The following is a 17,569-nucleotide window of genomic DNA, read 5'->3' as shown; positions in this document are numbered from 1 at the left end:
ACGTGACCCCCGCCTTTCATCCAGCGGCAACCAGAGACCGGGCGGTGTTGTCGCGCATGAGCGCGGGTGATGCAACGGGCGGGGTCAGCCCCGTCCATTGCTGTTCGAGTTCGGCAGCGAACGCGGTCGGCGTGGCGTAGCCAAGCGACGAGTGCGGTCGCTCGGTATTGTAGTCGTGGGCCCAGCGGGCGAGGATCGCGCGGGCCTGACCGATCGTGAAGAACAGCGTCTCGTTGAGAAGCTCGTCGCGCATGCGACCATTAAAACTCTCGACGAACCCATTCTACGTTGGCTTGCCCGGCGCGATATAATGCCACTCGATGCCGACATCGCCGGACCAGGCCAGCACCGCGTTCGAGGTAAGCTCGGTGCCGTTATCGCTGACGATCATCTTCGGCGCACCGCGCCTGGCGATCAGATCATCCAGCTCGCGCACCACCCGTCGGCCCGAGATCGACGTATCGACCACAGCCGCCAGACACTCGCGCGTTACATCGTCGATGATGTTGAGAACGCGGAACCGCCGCCCGGTGACGAGCTGGTCGTGGACGAAGTCCAGGCTCCAGCGCTGGTTGGGAAGAGCCAACACCGGTGCGGGTGCCCGCGCGCCCACGGCGCGCTTGCGTCCCTTCCTGCGCCTGACCGTCAGCCCCTCCTCGCGGTAGAGCCGCTGGGTCTTCTTGCGGTTGATCGCTATGCCGTCACGGCGGAGCAGGATGTGCAGCCGTCGGTAGCCGAACCGCCGGCGCTGCTGCGCCAGCTCACATAATCTCGACCGCAGGTCGCCATCATCCGCCCGGCGCGAGCGATACCGCATGCTCGTGCGATCCGCCCCGACGACAGCACACGCCCGCCGCTCGCTCATCCCCAACGTCGCCTAGAGATGCGCGACCGCTTGCCGCTTCGCGGCGGGCGCTACCATTTTTTTGACAGCAGATCCTTCAGACCCGCGTTGTCGAGCATCGTGTCGGCGAGCAGGCGCTTGAGCCGCCCGTTCTCCTCTTCGAGCGACCGCAGCCGCTTCGCGTCGGATACTTCTAGGCCGCCAAACTTGGCCTTCCACGCGTAATAGGTAGCGCTCGACATACCGTGCTTGCGACACAGCTCCGTCACCACCGCACCCGCCTCGGCTTCCTTCAGGATGCCAATGATCTGCTCTTCCGTAAACTGCTTCCGCTTCATCTGTCCGTCCCTTCGAGGGGCCGGTCTCTAGTTCTAGGTGGATGAAGAAACGGGGGTCACGTCAGTTCGGTGAAACCCGACTGTGAGGCTTAGTAACCTCGGAACCTCGCGACCGGTCAGCTTCGCTGGCCGGGTGGCTGTCGCGCATGTCCAAGGCTCTGCCCAAAGGCGGCAGCGCCTGTGCGCGAGTCCAGGTTACTAACACCCGGCTCGGGTGACGCCTCCCCAATGTGAGGAGGCCATCAATGATCGTCCAATATGTGCAGCTGTTACCGACATCGATCGGCGCATCTCCGTCCGAGAGATCGCGCCGCGCTGCGTGGTGCTCGATGATTGCCGAAGCGCAAACCCCAAAAGCGATTATAAATGATTTCGCTGCCGAAGTGATCGATTCGTGACGGCAGCGAAATTACCTATTTTAACTGGTCGGGGGAGAGACAGTGAGATGGATGAGCCGCTAATACTGGAAAGGGAATTGACGACGTTTCGACCACCTGCGGGGGAAATCGAATCCGTAAAAATCCTTCAGCGCGAAGATTGCACCTGGTATCTAAAGCTCGGTATAAGCTGGAAGGCCGGTCATGAGCATGTCGTCTGCCATTATGACAAGCGCAAACTCAAGATTTATAGCTCGATCGGATCGGCAGTTCGTCACGTCTGCGACACCTATAATTATGACGGCCGGATCATTTTATTTCCGCATAAAGGGGCCTCCATAAAATAAACTGAAACAATACCTTGCACTAAACCTCAAGTGATATATGCTAATTTCACTTGAGGAGGTCAGGCGATGGCGAGCATCGGTATAAGGACCAATATCACAAGCCAACCGGCTGCCACCGCTGAGTTCCGGATGACTCAAGCGATCTTGCTGACCAGCGCCCGCGACCGTTACGGCAGTATTTTGTGATGGGCTACGCTGCGACCGCCATCCTGGGATTGGCGTCGCAGTGTGCTCCAAACGTAGCGCCGCAAACCGTGGCTGCTATCGTTCAGACCGAAAGCCACGGTGATCCCTGGGCCATTAACGTCAACGGCGCGAGGCAGCCTGCGCGTGCGAAAAGCGCAGCTGATGCGGTTGCAATCGCACAGCGATATGTAGCGGCTGGATATTCGGTCGATCTCGGACTCGGTCAGATCAACTCGCGCAACATGCGTAAGCTCGGCCTGACATGGGAAACGGTCTTCGACCCTTGCACAAACATCTCCGCTATCGGGCGCGTCCTCTCTGAAAACTACAGGGCAGTGGCCGAAGGCCGTCATCCGCAGACAGCCCTGCGTCTGGCGCTCTCGATGTATAACACCGGCGACGCCTCGCGTGGCTTTCGCAACGGCTATGTCGCCAAGGTGGTCGGCAATGCCGGAGCGACCGACCACGCGCCTATCGACCTGCGCGATGCGCCGCGATTGGTCGCGGCAAATGCCGATGCCCGCGGCGCGATCCGCGAAGAGAACGACGCTCGCTCGGTCGAAACGGCGATGATCTCGCCGCCGCCCTCGTGGAACGTCTTCGAGCGCGCCGCCTACAACCGCACGGCACCTACCCATTCCACTAAACAAGAAGGGTCGATCCTATGGACACGTTGAGCAAAGCCGGGCGCGGTATCGGGACGTGGCGATCGTCATGGACGGCGCATTTCGCCGCCATGTCGCCAAGGCGACAGAGCTTCGTCATGTGGAGCGTTGCGCTCACCCTTGTGGTAATCATCTCTGTCTTCAACCCCGATCCCGCGCATGCTCAGAACCTCGAGAGTTTCGCGAGCAAGGTCCGCGCGCTGTTGTCCTCGACCCTGCTCCGGACGTTGGCAGTGATCGCCGTGATCGTCTGCGGCCTGCTCTGGTTCACAGGCCGCGCCTCAACCACCGTTCTCGTGACCGTCATCATCGGCATCGCCATCGTCTTCTCGGCGGATTCGATCGTCGGCCTGATCGCGGGCTGACCCAGATGAACGATGGCGCCGAAACCCTGGTCAAAAACCCGTTGTTCCTCGCGGTGACTCGGCCCGCGCTGTGGGCAGGTATCCCGATCGAAGCTGCCGTGCTGTTGCTCATTTCCAGCGCATCAGTGCTGATCTGGAGCAACAGTCCGGTCTATGCCGCGATCGTCGTCGCGTTCGGCTATTCGATTTCGCGGCTGATCGTCCGGCACGACGTCAACGCCTTCCGCCTGCTGTTCCTGTGGGGCCGGACCAAGCTCGGCAACCGCAACCGGTCGTTCTGGGGCGGGAGCAGCTACACCCCGCTGCCTCTGAATGGCCTGCGTCGCAAAGGATTTGGCCGGAATGGCTAAGGCGCTCGCCTCCAGCCTGCTCGGTGCTGGAGCCGTGCCGCTCAAGGTAGCGCAGCGCGAAGTGACGCCTGCGAAGTTCCTGCCATATGCCCGCCATATCAACGACGACATGGTGGTGCTCGATTCCGGCGACATCATGCTGACGTTCGAGCTGCAAGGTCGCGCGTTCGAGACGGCCGACGTCCGCGACCTCAATGACTGGCATACCAAGCTCAACGGGATGTTCCGCAACCTCCACGACGAGCGGCTGTCGATCTGGACGCACCTGATACGGATGCGCGTCGAGCAATATCCCGGCGGCAAGTTCAAGTCGGGCTTCGCTGCCGATCTCGACCGCGCCTATTTCGGGCGAATGAACCGGGAGCGGATGTTCATCAACCGCTTCTACGTAACGCTGGTCATGCGGCCAGCAGCAACGAGCGGCGACAAGTTCATCCAGATGTTCAAGCGCAAGGTATCGGCGGGCAAGCAACAAGGTCCAATGCTCAACGAAGCAATTGTCGAATTGCTCGACGACAAGGGCCGCGATTTCGAGAAACTGATGGCGCGCTGCGAACCGCGCCGCTGTGCGATCTACGAGCATCGCGGGCTGATGTTTTCCGAAACGATGGAAGTCGCCGACATGGTGATGACGGGTCGCCACCGCCGTGTCCCCGTCGTGCGCGGGCATCTGGGCGGTGCGCTCTACCGTTCGCGCACAATCTTTGGTGCTGAAACCATCGAAGTGCGCGACGCGGATGCGTCGGCATTCGGCGGGATATTCGGCATTCGCGAATATCCGGCGCAGACGACGCCGCGCCAGTTCGAGTCGCTGCTGTCGGTCGATTTCGGGTTCGTCCTCACCCAATCCTTCTCGTTCCTCGGGCGGGCGGCGGCGACCGAGAAGTTCCGGTTGCGGATGACGCAGATGGACAATGCCGGCGACCGCGCGATCAGCCAGGCCGACGAACTCATCGATGCGGGCGACGATCTCATGTCGAACCGCTTCGTGTTGGGCGATCATCACTTCACGCTGGCGGTCTATGCAGACTCATTAAAGGCGCTGCGCGAACACATGTCGGTCGCGCGCGCCGCACTCGCCGATACCGGCATGGTCGCCGCGCGCGAAGGCGCGGCACTCGAAGCGGCCTATTGGTCGCAGCTCGTCGGTAACTTCGCGTGGCGGGCACGCCCTGCCCCGATCACGTCGCTCAACTTCGCGGCGTTTGCGCCACTCCATACCTTCCCTGCGGGGCAGGCGACCGGCAACCATTGGGGCGACGCGGTTGCGCTGCTCAAGACCACCGCGCGCAGCCCCTATTTCTTCAATTTCCACAAAGGCGATCTCGGCCACACGCTCATCATCGGCCCGTCGGGCGGCGGCAAGACAGTGCTGCTGAACTTCCTGATGGCACAGGCCGAAAAGACCGGCGCGCGGCAAATCTTCATCGATAAGGATCGCGGCGCACAGATCTTCGTACAGGCAAGCGGCGGCACTTATCTGGCGCTCCACAATGGCGTCGCGACCGGTTTCTCGCCGTTGAAGGCACTCACCAACGCTCCCGAAGACAAGACCTTCCTGTCCTCATTCGTCCGTCAGCTCGTGCGTGCCGACGGGAAGCCGATCACGGTGCAGGAAGAACGGCTGATCGAAGACGGCATCAACGCCGTCATGAAACTCGACGTCGCCAGCCGCTCGCTCAGCGCGTTGCGCTCGATGCTCGGCATGAAGGATGCCAGCGGCGTCGGCGCGCGGCTGGAAAAGTGGACTTCGGAAGGTTCGTTCGGCTGGGTGTTCGACAATCCGGCCGATTCAATGACGCTGGATGCGCGGTTCGTCGGCTTCGACATGACCGACTTTCTCGACAATGCCGACATTCGCACGCCGGTCATGCTCTACCTGTTCCACCGCATCGACCAACTCCTGACCGGCGAGCGGATGATTATCTGCATCGACGAATTCTGGAAGGCGCTCGGCGACGACGCCTTCCGCAGCTTCGCGCAGGACGGCTTGAAGACGTATCGGAAGCGCAACGCGGTGCTGGTGTTTGCCACCCAGTCACCCGCCGATGCGCTCAAGAGCGACATCAGCCATTCAATCCTCGAACAGGTCGCCACCAAGATCATGCTGCCGAACCCGTTCGGTGCGCGGCGCGATTATGTCGACGGGTTCGCGCTCAGCGAGGCCGAGTTCAAGCTCGTCCGCGAAGAGCTTGCGCCCGAAAGCCACAAGTTTCTGGTCAAGCAGGGTCACGATAGCGTTGTGGTCGAGCTCGACCTGAGCGGCCTCGACGATGCGTTGGCGGTCCTATCCGGTCGTGCGGAAACCACCGCGATCGTCGATGAAATCATCGCGGAAGTCGGCACCGATCCCGCCGTCTGGCTGCCGCTGTTCCACCAACGGCGGCGGCCAAGTTGAAAGACAGTCACATGAAGAAAACGATCTTCGCCCTGTCCGCCGCAATGGCGATTGCGATGCCGCTCCCCGCACTCGCGCAGGGGATGCCGGTTCACGACAGCGCCAATCTCCTCCAGCAGATCAATGCAGTGCGGCAGGCGCTTCAAGTGGTCGAGCAGGGCAAGACGCAAATCGCCGAAGCGCAGAAGCTCTATCAGGATTTGAACAAGCTCACCGACATCCCCGCGCTCGCGCAGCAACTCAAAACCGACGCGCTGCGCCAACTCGATACATCTCCATCGTCGCTGCAAGGGTTCGGGTCCGGCGACCTCAACGTCGTCGGCGCTGCGCGCGGCAAAGCCGATTCCGTCTATCGCGGCCTGCTCGCGCAATTGGGTGTTGGTGGGTCGGACCAATCGCGTGCGGCATTCGATCTCAATGCCCGCAACATCGGTATCCAGGCGGGGCTCGCTGAAAACATGGGCACGGCGGTGACGTCGCGCGCGCAAGGTCTCGACCAATTGCGGAGTCGGCTTGCGTCGGCTGGCACGTCGAAAGAGGTCGCCGACCTTTCAGCCCGGCTCCAGCTCGAATCCGCAGCGATGCAGAACGACCAGCTTCGCTTGCAGGCCATCGCCTTGCAGCAGCAAGCGCAGGAACGCGAGCGGGCAGCAGCCGGTCAGGCGGCGCTCGCGCAAAAGATGGACGCAGCCGGTCGCTATTACCGAGGTAAAAAATGATCCGATCAGCGCCTTTGGCGATCAGCCTTCTCCTCGCCGGGTGCGGAACCTCCGCGCCACCGTCGGACATGCCTGCGCGGACATGGCAATACTATGTGGCCCATCCTGCCGAGATCGCGTCGATGCAGGCAATCTGCAAGCAATGGTCGGCATCTGATGTTCCTGCCGCGTCGCAGCCTGCCGTCGTGGCAGGCAATTGCAGTGCTGCGGCCTACGCCCAAGCTCGAATTAAACTGAATAATTGAGAGGCTGAGTCACGTCATGGACTTCACCGGCCACGTTTTCACCACCATGTTCGAGGCGCTGAACGGCGCGCTCGCGGGTATTGTCGAGAAGTACGCGGCGGTGATCGGGATCGTTGCACCGGCGCTGCGGATCGGCATCGTGATCTACATATCGCTGCTCGGCTACGCGATCATGCGCGGGGCGGTGCAATACCCGTTCCGCGAATATGTCTATCGCGGCGTCCAGCTCGCGTTCCTCTATTTTGCGGTCACATCGCTCTACGGATCGCAGATCGGCCTGTTCGCGCTCGGGGGACTACCGAGCCAGTTCGCAACGGCGCTGGGTGGCGCGGACGTTGGTGGCCTCGGGGGCTTCTATGACAAGCTGGCCGGCAGCGGCTTCACCGCCGCGAACACTATGCGCGACATCGCGAAAACATATCAGGAAACACAAGGCACCTTGCCCGACATCGGCTATGCGGTGCTTTCGGGATTTCTCGTTGTGCTCGTCATGGTGGCGACGCTGCTGTGTGCTGCGATCGGCTTTGTTATCAGCGCGTTCGGGTTGTTTGCATTGGCGCTTCTTTCAGTTGTCGGCCCGCTCTTCGTCGCCGCGCTGCTGTTCGAGTCCACGCGTGGCTATTTCTTCGCTTGGCTCGGCGCCTGCATCAATTTCCTGATGCTGATCGTCTTCGCGCTCGTCCTGACGCTGTTTCTCACGCAGGTCGGCGAAGCCATCCTGGCCACCATTTCCGAGAACGACGAAATCGGCCAAGCGGCAATCAAGGTGCTCGCGTTCTACGCGTTGGGCTTCTTTTTCTTCCTGCAAATTCCCGGCCTCGCTGCCTCGCTCGGCGGCGGCGGCCCGGCACTCGCCAACCAGTTCGCGGCGGCGGTTACCGCAGCAGGCGGCTTTGTCGCCGGTCGCGGGCTGCAAGGCGCACGCGCTGGCGAACGCGCAGCCGCGCAGGGCATCGCACGCGGCATCGCCCGTTACCGTGGATCGGGTTCGATCAGTCGTGGTCAGACATGAGGAACAGAGCAATGGATCGCTTCTTGAAATTTGCCGTTGCCGGTCTGGTTGTCGTTGCCCCGATTGGCGCCTCGATGGCTGCGGCGAAAACGCCCAAGCTCGCGCGCTGCGACGGCAAGAGCCGTCGGCCCGCCAATCCCTATGGCTCGATCCTGCCGAGCGTCGATCCAGTGAGTGGCACGGTGGTTCCGGCATCGGCGCGACCCGGCGGTGTCGACGTCTTTCCGCAAGTCGATCGAGCGAAGCCGGGACCGCCAGCGTTGTCGCCAACCGACGATAAGACAGCACCACAGATTCCACCGATCAGCGCGATCGAACCGTCACCCAAATCCGGGAGTTGCTAAGCGTCATGGCAGGCGGTGTCACTGACAAGGACGACCTCAAAGTCTATTTCGCCGAAGCGGCGAGCTGGGATCATGACCGGCTGCTTGCCGCCAACCGCTCGAAGCGACTGGCATGGATCGTCGCCGGGATTGCCGGCGGTCTGGCCATTACCGGCGTTGCCGCCGTGGCGATGCTCGCCCCGCTCAAGACCGTCGCGCCCTATGTCATCACGGTCGACAAAGCGACCGGCGCGAGCGAAATCACTTCGCAGATCTCCGGCGACAAGCGCCTCAGCTACGACGAGGCAGTCTCGAAATACTTCCTCGCCGACTATGTCCGCAACCGCGAGGGGTGGATTCCGCAAGCCCGCAAAGAGTTTTTCGAGGGCGTGCTGGCGATGTCGGCGCGCGACGAACAGGCACGCTGGATTGCGTTCTACGGCAAGGACAATCCGAAGTCGCCGCAAGCGGTGTTCACTAATCTCGATACGGTGTTCATCGCAGTCAAATCGGTGACGTTCGTCTCGAAGGATGTCGCACAAATCCGCTTTACCAAGACACACCAGCGCGGGTCGATCACGACTGACACGCCGGCGATCGCGACCGTCACGTTCGACACCACCGACACGCCGACCACCGAGCAACAGCGGTTCAAGAATCCGCTGGGCCTTGAGGTGCAGACCTACCGCGCCGACCTGGAGGTCACACAATGAAGACTTTGCTCATCTGGGCAGGTGTTGGTTTGGTCATGTTCGGCGTCCCGGCATCGGCTGCCGAAACGCCGCGTCCGACCAGCCAGGATCAGCGCATCCGCGATGTCGTCTATAGTGAAACCCAGGTCTTTCGCATCGTCGGCGTTTTTCGGTCGGCGACCCAAATTGTCTTCTCGCCCGGTGAGCGGGTCGAGCATGTCGCGCTCGGCGACACTGTATCGTGGGAAGTCGCTCCGGCTGAAAACTCATTGTTCATCAAGCCGCGCGAAATGGCAGGTTCGACGAACCTCATCGTGCTGACACGCTCGTCGGCAGGGGTCCGCACCTACACGTTCGAGCTTAGCGCGCGGCGCGGCGCGATCGGCGCGCACACCGCCGATACCTTCTTCAAAGTCGTGTTTCGCTATCCGCTCGAAGAGGCAGCCGCCGCCAAGGCTGCGGCAACGCAGGCGACCTACGCACGCGCGGTGGCGCTGCAAGCTGGTGCAATTCGCTCGGCGCTCGATCTTGCGGTCCTCGAGGGCAAGCGCAACCTGCACTATACCGTGCAGGGATCATCGGCGATCCAGCCCTCCGAAATCACAGACAACGGCCAGTTCACGGCACTGCGGTTTCCCAACCAGCGCGAATTGCCTGCATTCTTCGCGGTCAATCCGGACGGCAGCGAAACCATCGTTCCGTTCGATGTCCGCGACGAGTTCGTCGTGATCCACGGCGTATTCGGACAGCTTCGCCTGCGGCGCGGCAAGGATGTGCTCTGCGTCTTCAATGAAGCGAAGGATTTCTACGGGCGCGATCCAAAGACGGGGACCGCCTCTTCGGTCGTCGAACGCACGACGGAAGGACAGCGATGACCGAGCATGCTCCAGGCGAACGGTTCACCGTCGATCAAACGCCGGATCCCAGCGATATCGAACGCAGCCCGACAACCGAGCGGGCCAACAAGATGCCGCCGATCGCGGGTGCCGCGATGGACCCCAAAAAAGTCATCGGCCTCGCCGCCGCTGCCGGAGCGGTAATGTTCACGGTACTGGCGCTGGGTTCGGGCATCACCGGCAATTCGGCATTGCCTGTGGTCAAGCCCAAGCCTGCCCTCGGACCGGCGCAATATGATCCCAATACGGTCATTGCCCCGACGCTGGCCGCTGCGGCGACCGATCCCAATGCACCGATCGCGCTGTCGACGACGGAAGTCCCGCCGATCCTCGGACAATCTGGCACACCAGGCGGACAGCCACCGGCAACGCCGCAGGTGCGGCAAGTGTCGCAAGCGCAGATGCTCCGCGAAGCGTCGCGACGATCGTCGCTGATTGCCTATGGTGGCGAGCGTAGCGCCACTGAAAACCCGGCACTGGCGGTTCAACGCCAGGACGCGGATGCGGACGGCCGCGCCATACCCCGCGATCCGACCAATCTTGACCGACTGCGCCGCGCTTCGGTTATCGGACAGGCACAGGCCCGCCCCCTGCCCGACCGCAATTTTCTCGTAACGGCAGGCACGTTCATTCCGTGCGTGCTGCAAACGGCGATGGACAGCAGCCAGCCGGGCTTTGTGACCTGCATCATTCCTCGCGCGGTTTATTCCGACAATGGTCGCGTCGTGCTGATGGAAAAAGGCACCAAGGTCTTCGGCGAATATCAGGGTGGCCTCAATCGCGGCCAATACCGGCTGTTCGTGCTGTGGAACCGCGCGGTCACGCCGCGCGGGATTGCGATCGATGTCGCTTCACCTGCCACCGATGCGCTCGGACGCAGCGGCCTCGATGGCCGCGTTAATAACTTCTTCTGGCAACGCTTCGGCACGGCCTTACTGTTCAGCCTCGTCGAAGACGCAGCGACCATCGGCAGCCAAGCGGTCGGCACCAACGGCGCCAACACGACGCGCGTCCCGTCCGATGCGGCATCGACGGTCTTGCAGCAAAACGCCGAAATCAAGCCCGTGCTGCGGAAAAACCAGGGTGAAGATGTTGGCATCACCGTCGCGCAGGATTTCGACTTTTCGAGCGTTTACAGCCTGTCGCTCAAATAATGGCCGCGCCCGGCAAGAACACCGCTGTTCTCGACAGCGTTACCGCGCCGCTTCGCCGGCATCTCGACGATGCCACCGTGACCGAAGTCGTCGTCAACATTCCGTGCGAAGTCGGCATCGAGCGGCGTGGTGGCTGGACGTGGGAAAGCGAGCCTGCGCTCGATTTCAAGAACCTCATGGCGCTGGCGACGGCAGCGGCTGCCTATACCGCGCAGGACATCACCAGAGAAAACCCGATCGTCTCGACGATCTTCCCCACCGGCGAGCGCGTACAGATCATCGTGCCGCCCGTCGTTCCCGATGAAACCGTGTCGATCACCGTCCGCAAGCCATCGACCGTCACGCTGACGCTCGCTGACTTCGAGGCAGCGGGCCTGTTCGAGCAAACCCGCATCGCCCAACAGGCGGTCTCTGTGCATGAGCGGGACTTGCTCGCTCTGCTCCGCGATGGCCGCCACGTCGAATTTCTCACCGCCGCCGTCGAAGCGCGGCTCAACATCCTCATTTCGGGCGCGACCGGCTCGGGCAAGACCACGCTGTCAAAAGGGCTGATCCAGCTCATCCCGCCGCACGAACGATTGCTGACAATCGAAGACACCCGCGAACTCGTCGTCCCCCACCGCAACGTCGTGCACCTGCTCTATGCCAAGGACGGCCAGGGCACCGCGAATGTCACGGCGAAACATCTCCTCGAAAGCGCGCTCCGGATGCGGCCCGACCGCATCCTGCTTCAAGAGCTGCGCGACGGGACGGCCTTCTTCTATCTCCGCAACGTCAATTCGGGGCATCCTGGCTCGATCACGACGATCCACGCGGACTCGGCTGAACTTGCGTTCGAGCAACTGACCCTGCTGGTGAAGGAAAGCGAAGGCGGGTCCGACCTCGCGCGCGACGACATCCGGGCTCTGCTCAAGATGCTAGTCGATATCGTTATTCAGATGAAAAAGGTCGATGGCGAATTTCGCGTGACCGAGATCTATTACGATCCCGAGGCCCGCCGTGCAGCCTGAACGCGGCGCGACGACCTGGGTGATCGGCGGGCCGCTCGCAATCGTGATGGCGTTTCTCGTCGCCAGCATGATCGCGTGGATCGTGCTCGGGCTGCCGGTCGCGGCTTACGATCCGCTCAAGATGCCGGGCTTCTTCTGGTATTATCGCGGCGACCCGCAGGTGGTCCGCGCGATTGCAGGCGGACTGGTAGCCGGCACGCTTCTGCTAGCCGGGCTCATCTACGCCCTGTGGGCAAAAACCCCGGCGCTCCACGGTGCGGCCCGCTTCGCTACCGAACGCGAGTTGCGTCGTCACGGCTTCCGCGCAGCCTCCGGCATCATTGTCGGCCGCAAGCGCGGCAAGTTCCTGACCTTCGGCGGGTCCGAACACGTCATCGTCGAAGCCCCGACGCGCTCGGGCAAGGGTGTCGGCATCGTCATTCCGAACCTGCTGACTTGGCAGGGTTCGGTCGTCGTTCTCGACGTGAAGCGCGAGAATTACGACGCGACGGCGGGATTCCGCAGCGCTCACGGTCAGGCCGTCTACCTGTTCAATCCAACCGAGCGCGAAGGCCGGACGGCGCGCTACAACCCCCTGTCCTATATCGACCGCAGCAGTCCCGATGACATCATCATCGAGCTGCAAAAGATCGCGACGATGTTGTTCGTCGCGCCCGAACATGGTGAGGCGTTTTGGGCAAATGGCGCGCGCACCGGCTTTACTGGCGTCGGGGCGTATCTCGCCGAAACGAAGGCAAACCCGCTCACGCTCGGCGAAATCTACCGTCACATGACGGACGGCGATGTCCGCGACTTCTTCAAACGCGAACTCGCCAACCCTGCGCTGGCCCTATCGATCGGCTGCCGCACGGCGCTCGCCGACTTCGCGGGCGGGTCGGACAACAGCTTTGCCGACATCAAGAAGACGATTACCAACGTGCTCGGGCTTTGGCTCAACCCCGTCGTCGATGCGGCGACATCGGTCAGCGATTTCGACCTGCGTGATCTTCGCAAGCGCCCGATGTCGATCTACCTCGGCGTATCGCCTGACGAACTCGACCGGATCGCGCCGCTCTATAATCTGCTGTTCCAGCAACTGATCGACCTGAACGTACGCGACCTCCCCGATAAAACGACGCCTGTCCCGGTGCTGGTCATCCTCGATGAATTTGCACGGCTCGGTCGCGCCTCGGTTATTGCCAGCGCGTTCTCCTATGTGGCTGGCTACGGCATTCGCCTGTTGCCGGTCATCCAGTCGCGGTCGCAATTGCGCGGCGTTTACGGCGAGCATGTGGCCGACGAAATCGTCGCCAACTGCGGTGTCGAGGTGGCGTTCACACCCAAGGAACTGCGCGTCGCGAACGACCTGTCGGAACGGCTCGGCTATCTGGGTCAGGACAGTGTCACCAAATCGCTGACGATCAACGGGCTACTTGCCAATCGTTCGAAATCAATCTCCGAACACCGCCGCGCGCTGCTGCTGCCGCAGGAGCTTATGCAGTTTCCGCCTGAGAAGCTCATCCTGCTTCGCGGCGGTATCCCGCCGATCATCGGCGACAAGATCGTCTATTACAAAAGCCGCTTCTTCGTGGGGCGGGCCTTTCCCGCGCCGGTCGTGCCAGCGATCTCGCGGAAGCCAACCGCGCCGACGATAGTTGGTCCGTGCCGCGACATGACCGACGAGGAAGCATCGGGACACGTCGCGTTGCCGTCGGCGATCGACGACATCTACACCCGCGATGCCTACAGCACGTTCGTCGATGTGCAGGCATTGGAGGACGGCGGCGCAATCATCGGCATCATAGAAGAGGGCGACGAACATGGCTGACAAGCTCGAAGGCGACGCTCCTTCGGGGCAAGCACGCAATGTTACGGCCAAACCTGTTGCCACGAAACGGACACCAGCAAAGCCGAAGCGCAAGCCGGAAACGCCGACGATCACCGACGATTTGACCGGCAAGTTCCTACGTGTCGGCAACAAGCTCTACCGGACATCGGACGACAAAACGCCGATCGTCAGGCTGGAGCCCGACCGGCTCAAGACCAGCAACATCGACGCCCTGCCCGACATCGTTCGGCTCGCCAAGGCTAACGGATGGACCTCGCTGAAGGTCAATGGTGGCGATCAGTTTAAGCGTGCCGCCTATCTCGCTGCCGCCGCGCAAGGGCTGACGGTCGAGAACTACACCCCGCCAAAGGTGGTCGAGGCAGAAGCCAGTCGCCTGCGCGCACGGCTGGAGGCGCGTGAACAACGCAGCGAAGCAAAGACAGCGGGAGTGAAGCAGCCGGGACCTGACAATGAAGCGGTGTCCGGCAAAGTGCTGGCCGGACGGTTTCTTGCGCAATCCAGTGAACAGAACGCCCGCGACCCCGAACTTCGGCGCGCCCAGACCTTGGTCGCTCAAACGATGTCGATCGCGCGGGCGCGTTACCCGGACGATCCGGCCAAAGCGGCAAAGGACGTCGAAGCCAAACGACAACAAATTGCCGTGCGGATCGCCAACGGCGACAAGATCGCGGGCATTCAGGTTCGCAACCAGCTAGCGCAGCGCGTCCGCGAAGTGACCCAAGATCAGGCTTTGAAGCGGAGCGGCCCTTCGCGTTAAGGTAGCGATAATGACGAATTGGGCGGATTTCGGCTTGGCCGCTTTGGAATGCCAATCGAGTTAAGCCGACGTTCGTTCAGCTGGACCTTGGGAGACCTGTGCCCGGGTAGGCACGTCACATATGCAAACGCTCTTGGGCCTCTGACAAATCCGAGGTCGCTCGAGAGCCGTTTGGCCAGTTCTTGGCATTTGGCTACGGCGTTTTTCTGCTACACTTGGACGATGCCGATTTTTACAGCCAACCCGCGCGAGCGAGCCAGTATGTTTCCAATGACCCGATATGGTGCCTCGCATTTCGGCAAGACGCTGCTCTGGGCTACGACGGAGGTGTATGCCGTCTATAGCCTGACCGAATTCATCGGCCTCTCGCCCGTCGTTGCGGGCATAACCTTCTTGTCGTTGCTAATCTGGAGTGCGTTTTGCGACTTGGCAGTCGGGTATTGGTTGGGGCGCACGGCCGATTCTACCCTGCCGAACACGCTGATGCGCTGGTGCGCGGTGCTGTCCGCTGCGGCGTTCGCCTTGAGCTTTGCACCGCTCGGGGCCGGGCCCGGTTACGCCTATCTAGCCCTTTTTGCGACGGCCTTGTTTCGTCCGTTATTCGCCTTTGCCGATGTCCCGCACAATGGGCTTTTGCGTGAGCTTGGAACCTGCCCCGCCGAATGGGTCCGGCTCTCGATGCTTCGACTTTACTCGGGCGCTGCGGCCGGGTTGGTGCTCAGCGCTGGGGGGATGCTGATGCTGGCAGGTGAAGCTGATCCGGCCCAGTTTAGGCTGTTTGCAATCGGCATCGCGTCGCTCGGCGTTGGCTTGTTCCTGCTCTCGCCGCCAGTACGACCGGACGGTGTGACCCGCAGGGGGGGGCGCGCGATCGCAGTGTCTGCGGTGACGCATGGCAGCGTGCTGATGGTGCTCGCGGCGACCATGTCTGGAATCGTCGGTTTCAGCCTGATGTTGAAGCTCTTTCCCTATCTGGCCAAATTCGGGTTCGGCGATCTGGGATGGGCAGGTCGGGCGATGCTGGCCGTTACACTTGGCAAGCTGGCTGCCATTCCCCTTTGGTATTGGCTGGAGCGGAGGCTCGGCGCTTCGGTCGGGAGCATCATTGCCTATGCCGTTTTGGCCGTGGCCGCAGCGCTGATCGGACGCACATTAACGATCGGGCTACCGCTCGACTTGTTGCTGGGCATGTTCGGCGCAGCCATGGGCGGTGCAAGTATGCTTTCCTGGGCGCTGATCGCACAAGCCGTCGAGCAGGTCGAAGCTCAATTCGGCGGCAGCGCCCAATCGCTGCTGTTCGGGCTGTTTACCTGCCTTTCGAAGCTGGCCGTGGGACTTGGCGGTACGATATTGGCGCTCGGCGTCGGGTGGATTGGAACCGATGCGCTGCCGGTGGCCGGGGGCTTGGCGCTGTGCTTGACCGCCAGCGTGATGGGACTGGCGGCGGCGGCGATTCTCGCCACGATCCTGCGGCCCGGCTATGCAGGCTTGAGGCCTGGCGCACCGGCTTCGACGACAAAGCGGGCACGAGTGCTGATCGACGAACCACCACGGCTAACCTGATCCAAAACCTTGAAGTCGGTCTGCCATCGATCGGGCGTGACTGTGCAGAGCAAATACCCGCGCTGGTCATTGAGTAACTTGCAATGCGGATTGCGGTTGAGAATGGCCTTGGCACCCGGTCGCAGGTCAGAGCCGTCGCCACCTGTGGAGATCGACGTCCCAACAAACTCATGGGCTATGATCGGTGAATCGCTGCTGCCGCCGTGCAACCGCACTTCGCCGGCATAATTCTGGTGCTCGTCGCCAGTGACGACCACCACATTGCCCAGCCGCTGGTTGTGGATGTGATCGAGCAGCCGCTGCCGGGCAGAGCGATAGGCCGTCCAGTCGTCCATGTTGATCAGCGGGACGGCCAGTGTGTCGTCAGTCCGCCGATCCATGTCCATCATCATAACCTGCTGCGCCAGCAGGTTCCAGCGCGCGCGGCCCGGCACCAAAGCGTCTTTTAGCCATCGTTCGCCGGCATCACCAAGCATCGTCAATCCAGGATTGAAGATGTCGTCGCATTGTGGCTTCACCTTATCGCCACAGGGCTGATCGCTCCGGAACTGCCGCGTATCCAGAAAATGCGCTTGGAGCAGGTCACCGAACTGGGCGCGTCGGCGGAGTGCCATCGATCCCGCGCGCGGCAGCGCTGACCGGCGTAGCGGCATATGTTCGTAATACGCCTGAAACGCGGCCGCCCGCCGCAGTAGGAAAAGCTCTGGCGGCGTACCATATTGATCATACTCGCCAGCCCAGTTGTTCGATACCTCGTGATCGTCGAAGCAACCGAACCATGGCGCCGCAGCATGCGCTGCTTGAAGATCGGGATCGGCGCGGTACTGGGCGTAGCGCAGCCGATAGTCATCGAGGCTGAACAGGTCATCGCCGCGGTGAAGCCGGATGACGGGCGTGAAGCCACCGCGCGGGTTCTTAACCTGCTCGTTAGGCTTCATTTCATAGATGTAATCCCCAGAATGAAAGACGAAATCGACCGGATTCGCCTCATTCGCCAAGTGGCGATAGGCCGTGTAGTAACCTTGTTCGTAATGCTGACAGCCGACAACGGCGAACCGAAGCATGTCCAGGGGCGCTCCGGCCGTAGGCGCGGTGCGGGATCGCCCGGTAGGGCTGACATGCCCGTCGATCAAAAAGCGGTAATGATAGGGTCGCCCGGGAGCCAGCCCCTCCACCTCGACGTGCACGGCATGGCCGAGCTCTGGCTGCGCCAATGTCTCGCCGCTGCCGACAATCTGGGCGAAGCGTTCGTCGTTTGCGACCTCCCAGCGCACAGGATAGCGCGCATTGGGCAATCCGCCATGCGGATCGGCAGGATCGATAGATAGCCGCGTCCAGATGACGAATCCATCGGGCGCCGGTTCGCCCGATGCCACGCCCAGTTGGAACGGGTAAGGCTTGATGCGGGCAGCTGCCACGATCGGCACGCACGCGCCAGCGAGTAACAACCCCAGTGCAGAACGTCTTGTCCAGGACTTGGCGGTGCGGTACCCCATTTTA

Annotated in this window: 17 protein-coding genes and 1 pseudogene; 16 read left to right on the top strand and 2 right to left on the bottom strand. The window is 61.9% G+C overall.

Annotated elements, in window-relative coordinates; all coding sequences use genetic code 11:
* Window positions 1-16: 16 nt before the first annotated feature.
* A pseudogene (locus tag B7Y43_RS03965) lies at window positions 17-1,182 on the bottom strand (IS3 family transposase).
* 245 nt (window positions 1,183-1,427) lie between these two features.
* On the opposite strand from B7Y43_RS03965, the gene B7Y43_RS03960 reads away from it, so the two are divergent.
* The 16 genes from B7Y43_RS03960 (at window position 1,428) to B7Y43_RS03885 (ending at window position 16,069) form a co-directional block, all read left to right on the top strand.
* Window positions 1,428-1,580 carry a hypothetical protein gene (locus tag B7Y43_RS03960; RefSeq protein ID WP_374130318.1) on the top strand — a complete coding sequence of 51 codons (153 nt, stop codon included), beginning with the start codon at window positions 1,428-1,430 and terminating at the stop codon, window positions 1,578-1,580.
* Entirely contained in the window at window positions 1,577-1,906 is a 330-nt protein-coding gene (locus B7Y43_RS03955) for a hypothetical protein (protein ID WP_374130317.1), read from the top strand. Before B7Y43_RS03960 ends, B7Y43_RS03955 begins: the two co-directional genes overlap by 4 nt.
* Before the next feature lie 185 nt (window positions 1,907-2,091).
* The gene (locus B7Y43_RS03950; RefSeq protein WP_374130316.1) at window positions 2,092-2,769 is read left to right on the top strand and encodes a lytic transglycosylase domain-containing protein; all 678 of its coding nucleotides are present in this window, start codon (window positions 2,092-2,094) and stop codon (window positions 2,767-2,769) included.
* Window positions 2,757-3,122 (top strand): TrbC/VirB2 family protein, encoded by a 366-nt coding sequence (locus B7Y43_RS03945; protein WP_374130315.1) that lies wholly within the window; start codon window positions 2,757-2,759, stop codon window positions 3,120-3,122. Before B7Y43_RS03950 ends, B7Y43_RS03945 begins: the two co-directional genes overlap by 13 nt.
* A 5-nt stretch (window positions 3,123-3,127) precedes the next feature.
* Entirely contained in the window at window positions 3,128-3,472 is a 345-nt protein-coding gene (locus B7Y43_RS03940; RefSeq protein WP_374130314.1) for a type IV secretion system protein VirB3, read from the top strand.
* On the top strand, window positions 3,465-5,870 hold the full coding sequence (locus tag B7Y43_RS03935) for a VirB4 family type IV secretion/conjugal transfer ATPase (RefSeq protein ID WP_374130313.1): 2,406 nt from the start codon (window positions 3,465-3,467) through the stop codon (window positions 5,868-5,870). The genes B7Y43_RS03940 and B7Y43_RS03935 overlap by 8 nt, the downstream gene beginning before the upstream one ends.
* 11 nt (window positions 5,871-5,881) lie before the next feature.
* Entirely contained in the window at window positions 5,882-6,589 is a 708-nt protein-coding gene (locus tag B7Y43_RS03930; protein ID WP_374130312.1) for a type IV secretion system protein, read from the top strand.
* Window positions 6,590-6,850: 261 nt separating this feature from the next.
* A complete protein-coding gene (locus B7Y43_RS03925) occupies window positions 6,851-7,846 on the top strand; it encodes a type IV secretion system protein (protein WP_374130311.1) in 996 nt (331 codons plus the stop codon).
* 11 nt (window positions 7,847-7,857) lie between these two features.
* On the top strand, window positions 7,858-8,190 hold the full coding sequence (locus B7Y43_RS03920; protein WP_374130310.1) for a hypothetical protein: 333 nt from the start codon (window positions 7,858-7,860) through the stop codon (window positions 8,188-8,190).
* A gap of 5 nt (window positions 8,191-8,195) precedes the next feature.
* The gene (locus B7Y43_RS03915) at window positions 8,196-8,882 is read left to right on the top strand and encodes a virB8 family protein (RefSeq protein WP_374130309.1); all 687 of its coding nucleotides are present in this window, start codon (window positions 8,196-8,198) and stop codon (window positions 8,880-8,882) included.
* Window positions 8,879-9,736, top strand: a complete 858-nt coding sequence (gene virB9, locus B7Y43_RS03910; protein ID WP_374130308.1) for a P-type conjugative transfer protein VirB9 — start codon at window positions 8,879-8,881, stop codon at window positions 9,734-9,736. The genes B7Y43_RS03915 and virB9 overlap by 4 nt, the downstream gene beginning before the upstream one ends.
* Complete coding sequence (gene virB10 / locus B7Y43_RS03905) at window positions 9,733-10,911, top strand: type IV secretion system protein VirB10 (RefSeq protein WP_374130307.1); 1,179 nt, start codon at window positions 9,733-9,735, stop codon at window positions 10,909-10,911. The genes virB9 and virB10 overlap by 4 nt, the downstream gene beginning before the upstream one ends.
* Window positions 10,911-11,921, top strand: a complete 1,011-nt coding sequence (virB11, locus tag B7Y43_RS03900; RefSeq protein WP_374130306.1) for a P-type DNA transfer ATPase VirB11 — start codon at window positions 10,911-10,913, stop codon at window positions 11,919-11,921. The genes virB10 and virB11 overlap by 1 nt, the downstream gene beginning before the upstream one ends.
* A gap of 19 nt (window positions 11,922-11,940) precedes the next feature.
* Window positions 11,941-13,728 carry a type IV secretory system conjugative DNA transfer family protein gene (locus tag B7Y43_RS03895; protein ID WP_374130305.1) on the top strand — a complete coding sequence of 596 codons (1,788 nt, stop codon included), beginning with the start codon at window positions 11,941-11,943 and terminating at the stop codon, window positions 13,726-13,728.
* The gene (locus B7Y43_RS03890) at window positions 13,721-14,506 is read left to right on the top strand and encodes an LPD7 domain-containing protein (RefSeq protein ID WP_374130304.1); all 786 of its coding nucleotides are present in this window, start codon (window positions 13,721-13,723) and stop codon (window positions 14,504-14,506) included. Before B7Y43_RS03895 ends, B7Y43_RS03890 begins: the two co-directional genes overlap by 8 nt.
* A gap of 270 nt (window positions 14,507-14,776) precedes the next feature.
* Entirely contained in the window at window positions 14,777-16,069 is a 1,293-nt protein-coding gene (locus B7Y43_RS03885; protein ID WP_374130303.1) for an MFS transporter, read from the top strand.
* On the opposite strand, the gene B7Y43_RS03880 is transcribed toward B7Y43_RS03885, so the two are convergent.
* Window positions 15,985-17,565 carry an alkaline phosphatase gene (locus tag B7Y43_RS03880; RefSeq protein ID WP_374130302.1) on the bottom strand — a complete coding sequence of 527 codons (1,581 nt, stop codon included), beginning with the start codon at window positions 17,563-17,565 and terminating at the stop codon, window positions 15,985-15,987. The genes B7Y43_RS03885 and B7Y43_RS03880 overlap by 85 nt on opposite strands.
* Between the last annotated feature and the right edge of the window lie 4 nt (window positions 17,566-17,569).

Source organism: Sphingomonas sp. 28-62-20 (genome assembly GCF_002281505.1).
Note: the sequence above shows the minus strand (reverse complement) of the source record. Positions and strands in the feature narration are given on the sequence as shown.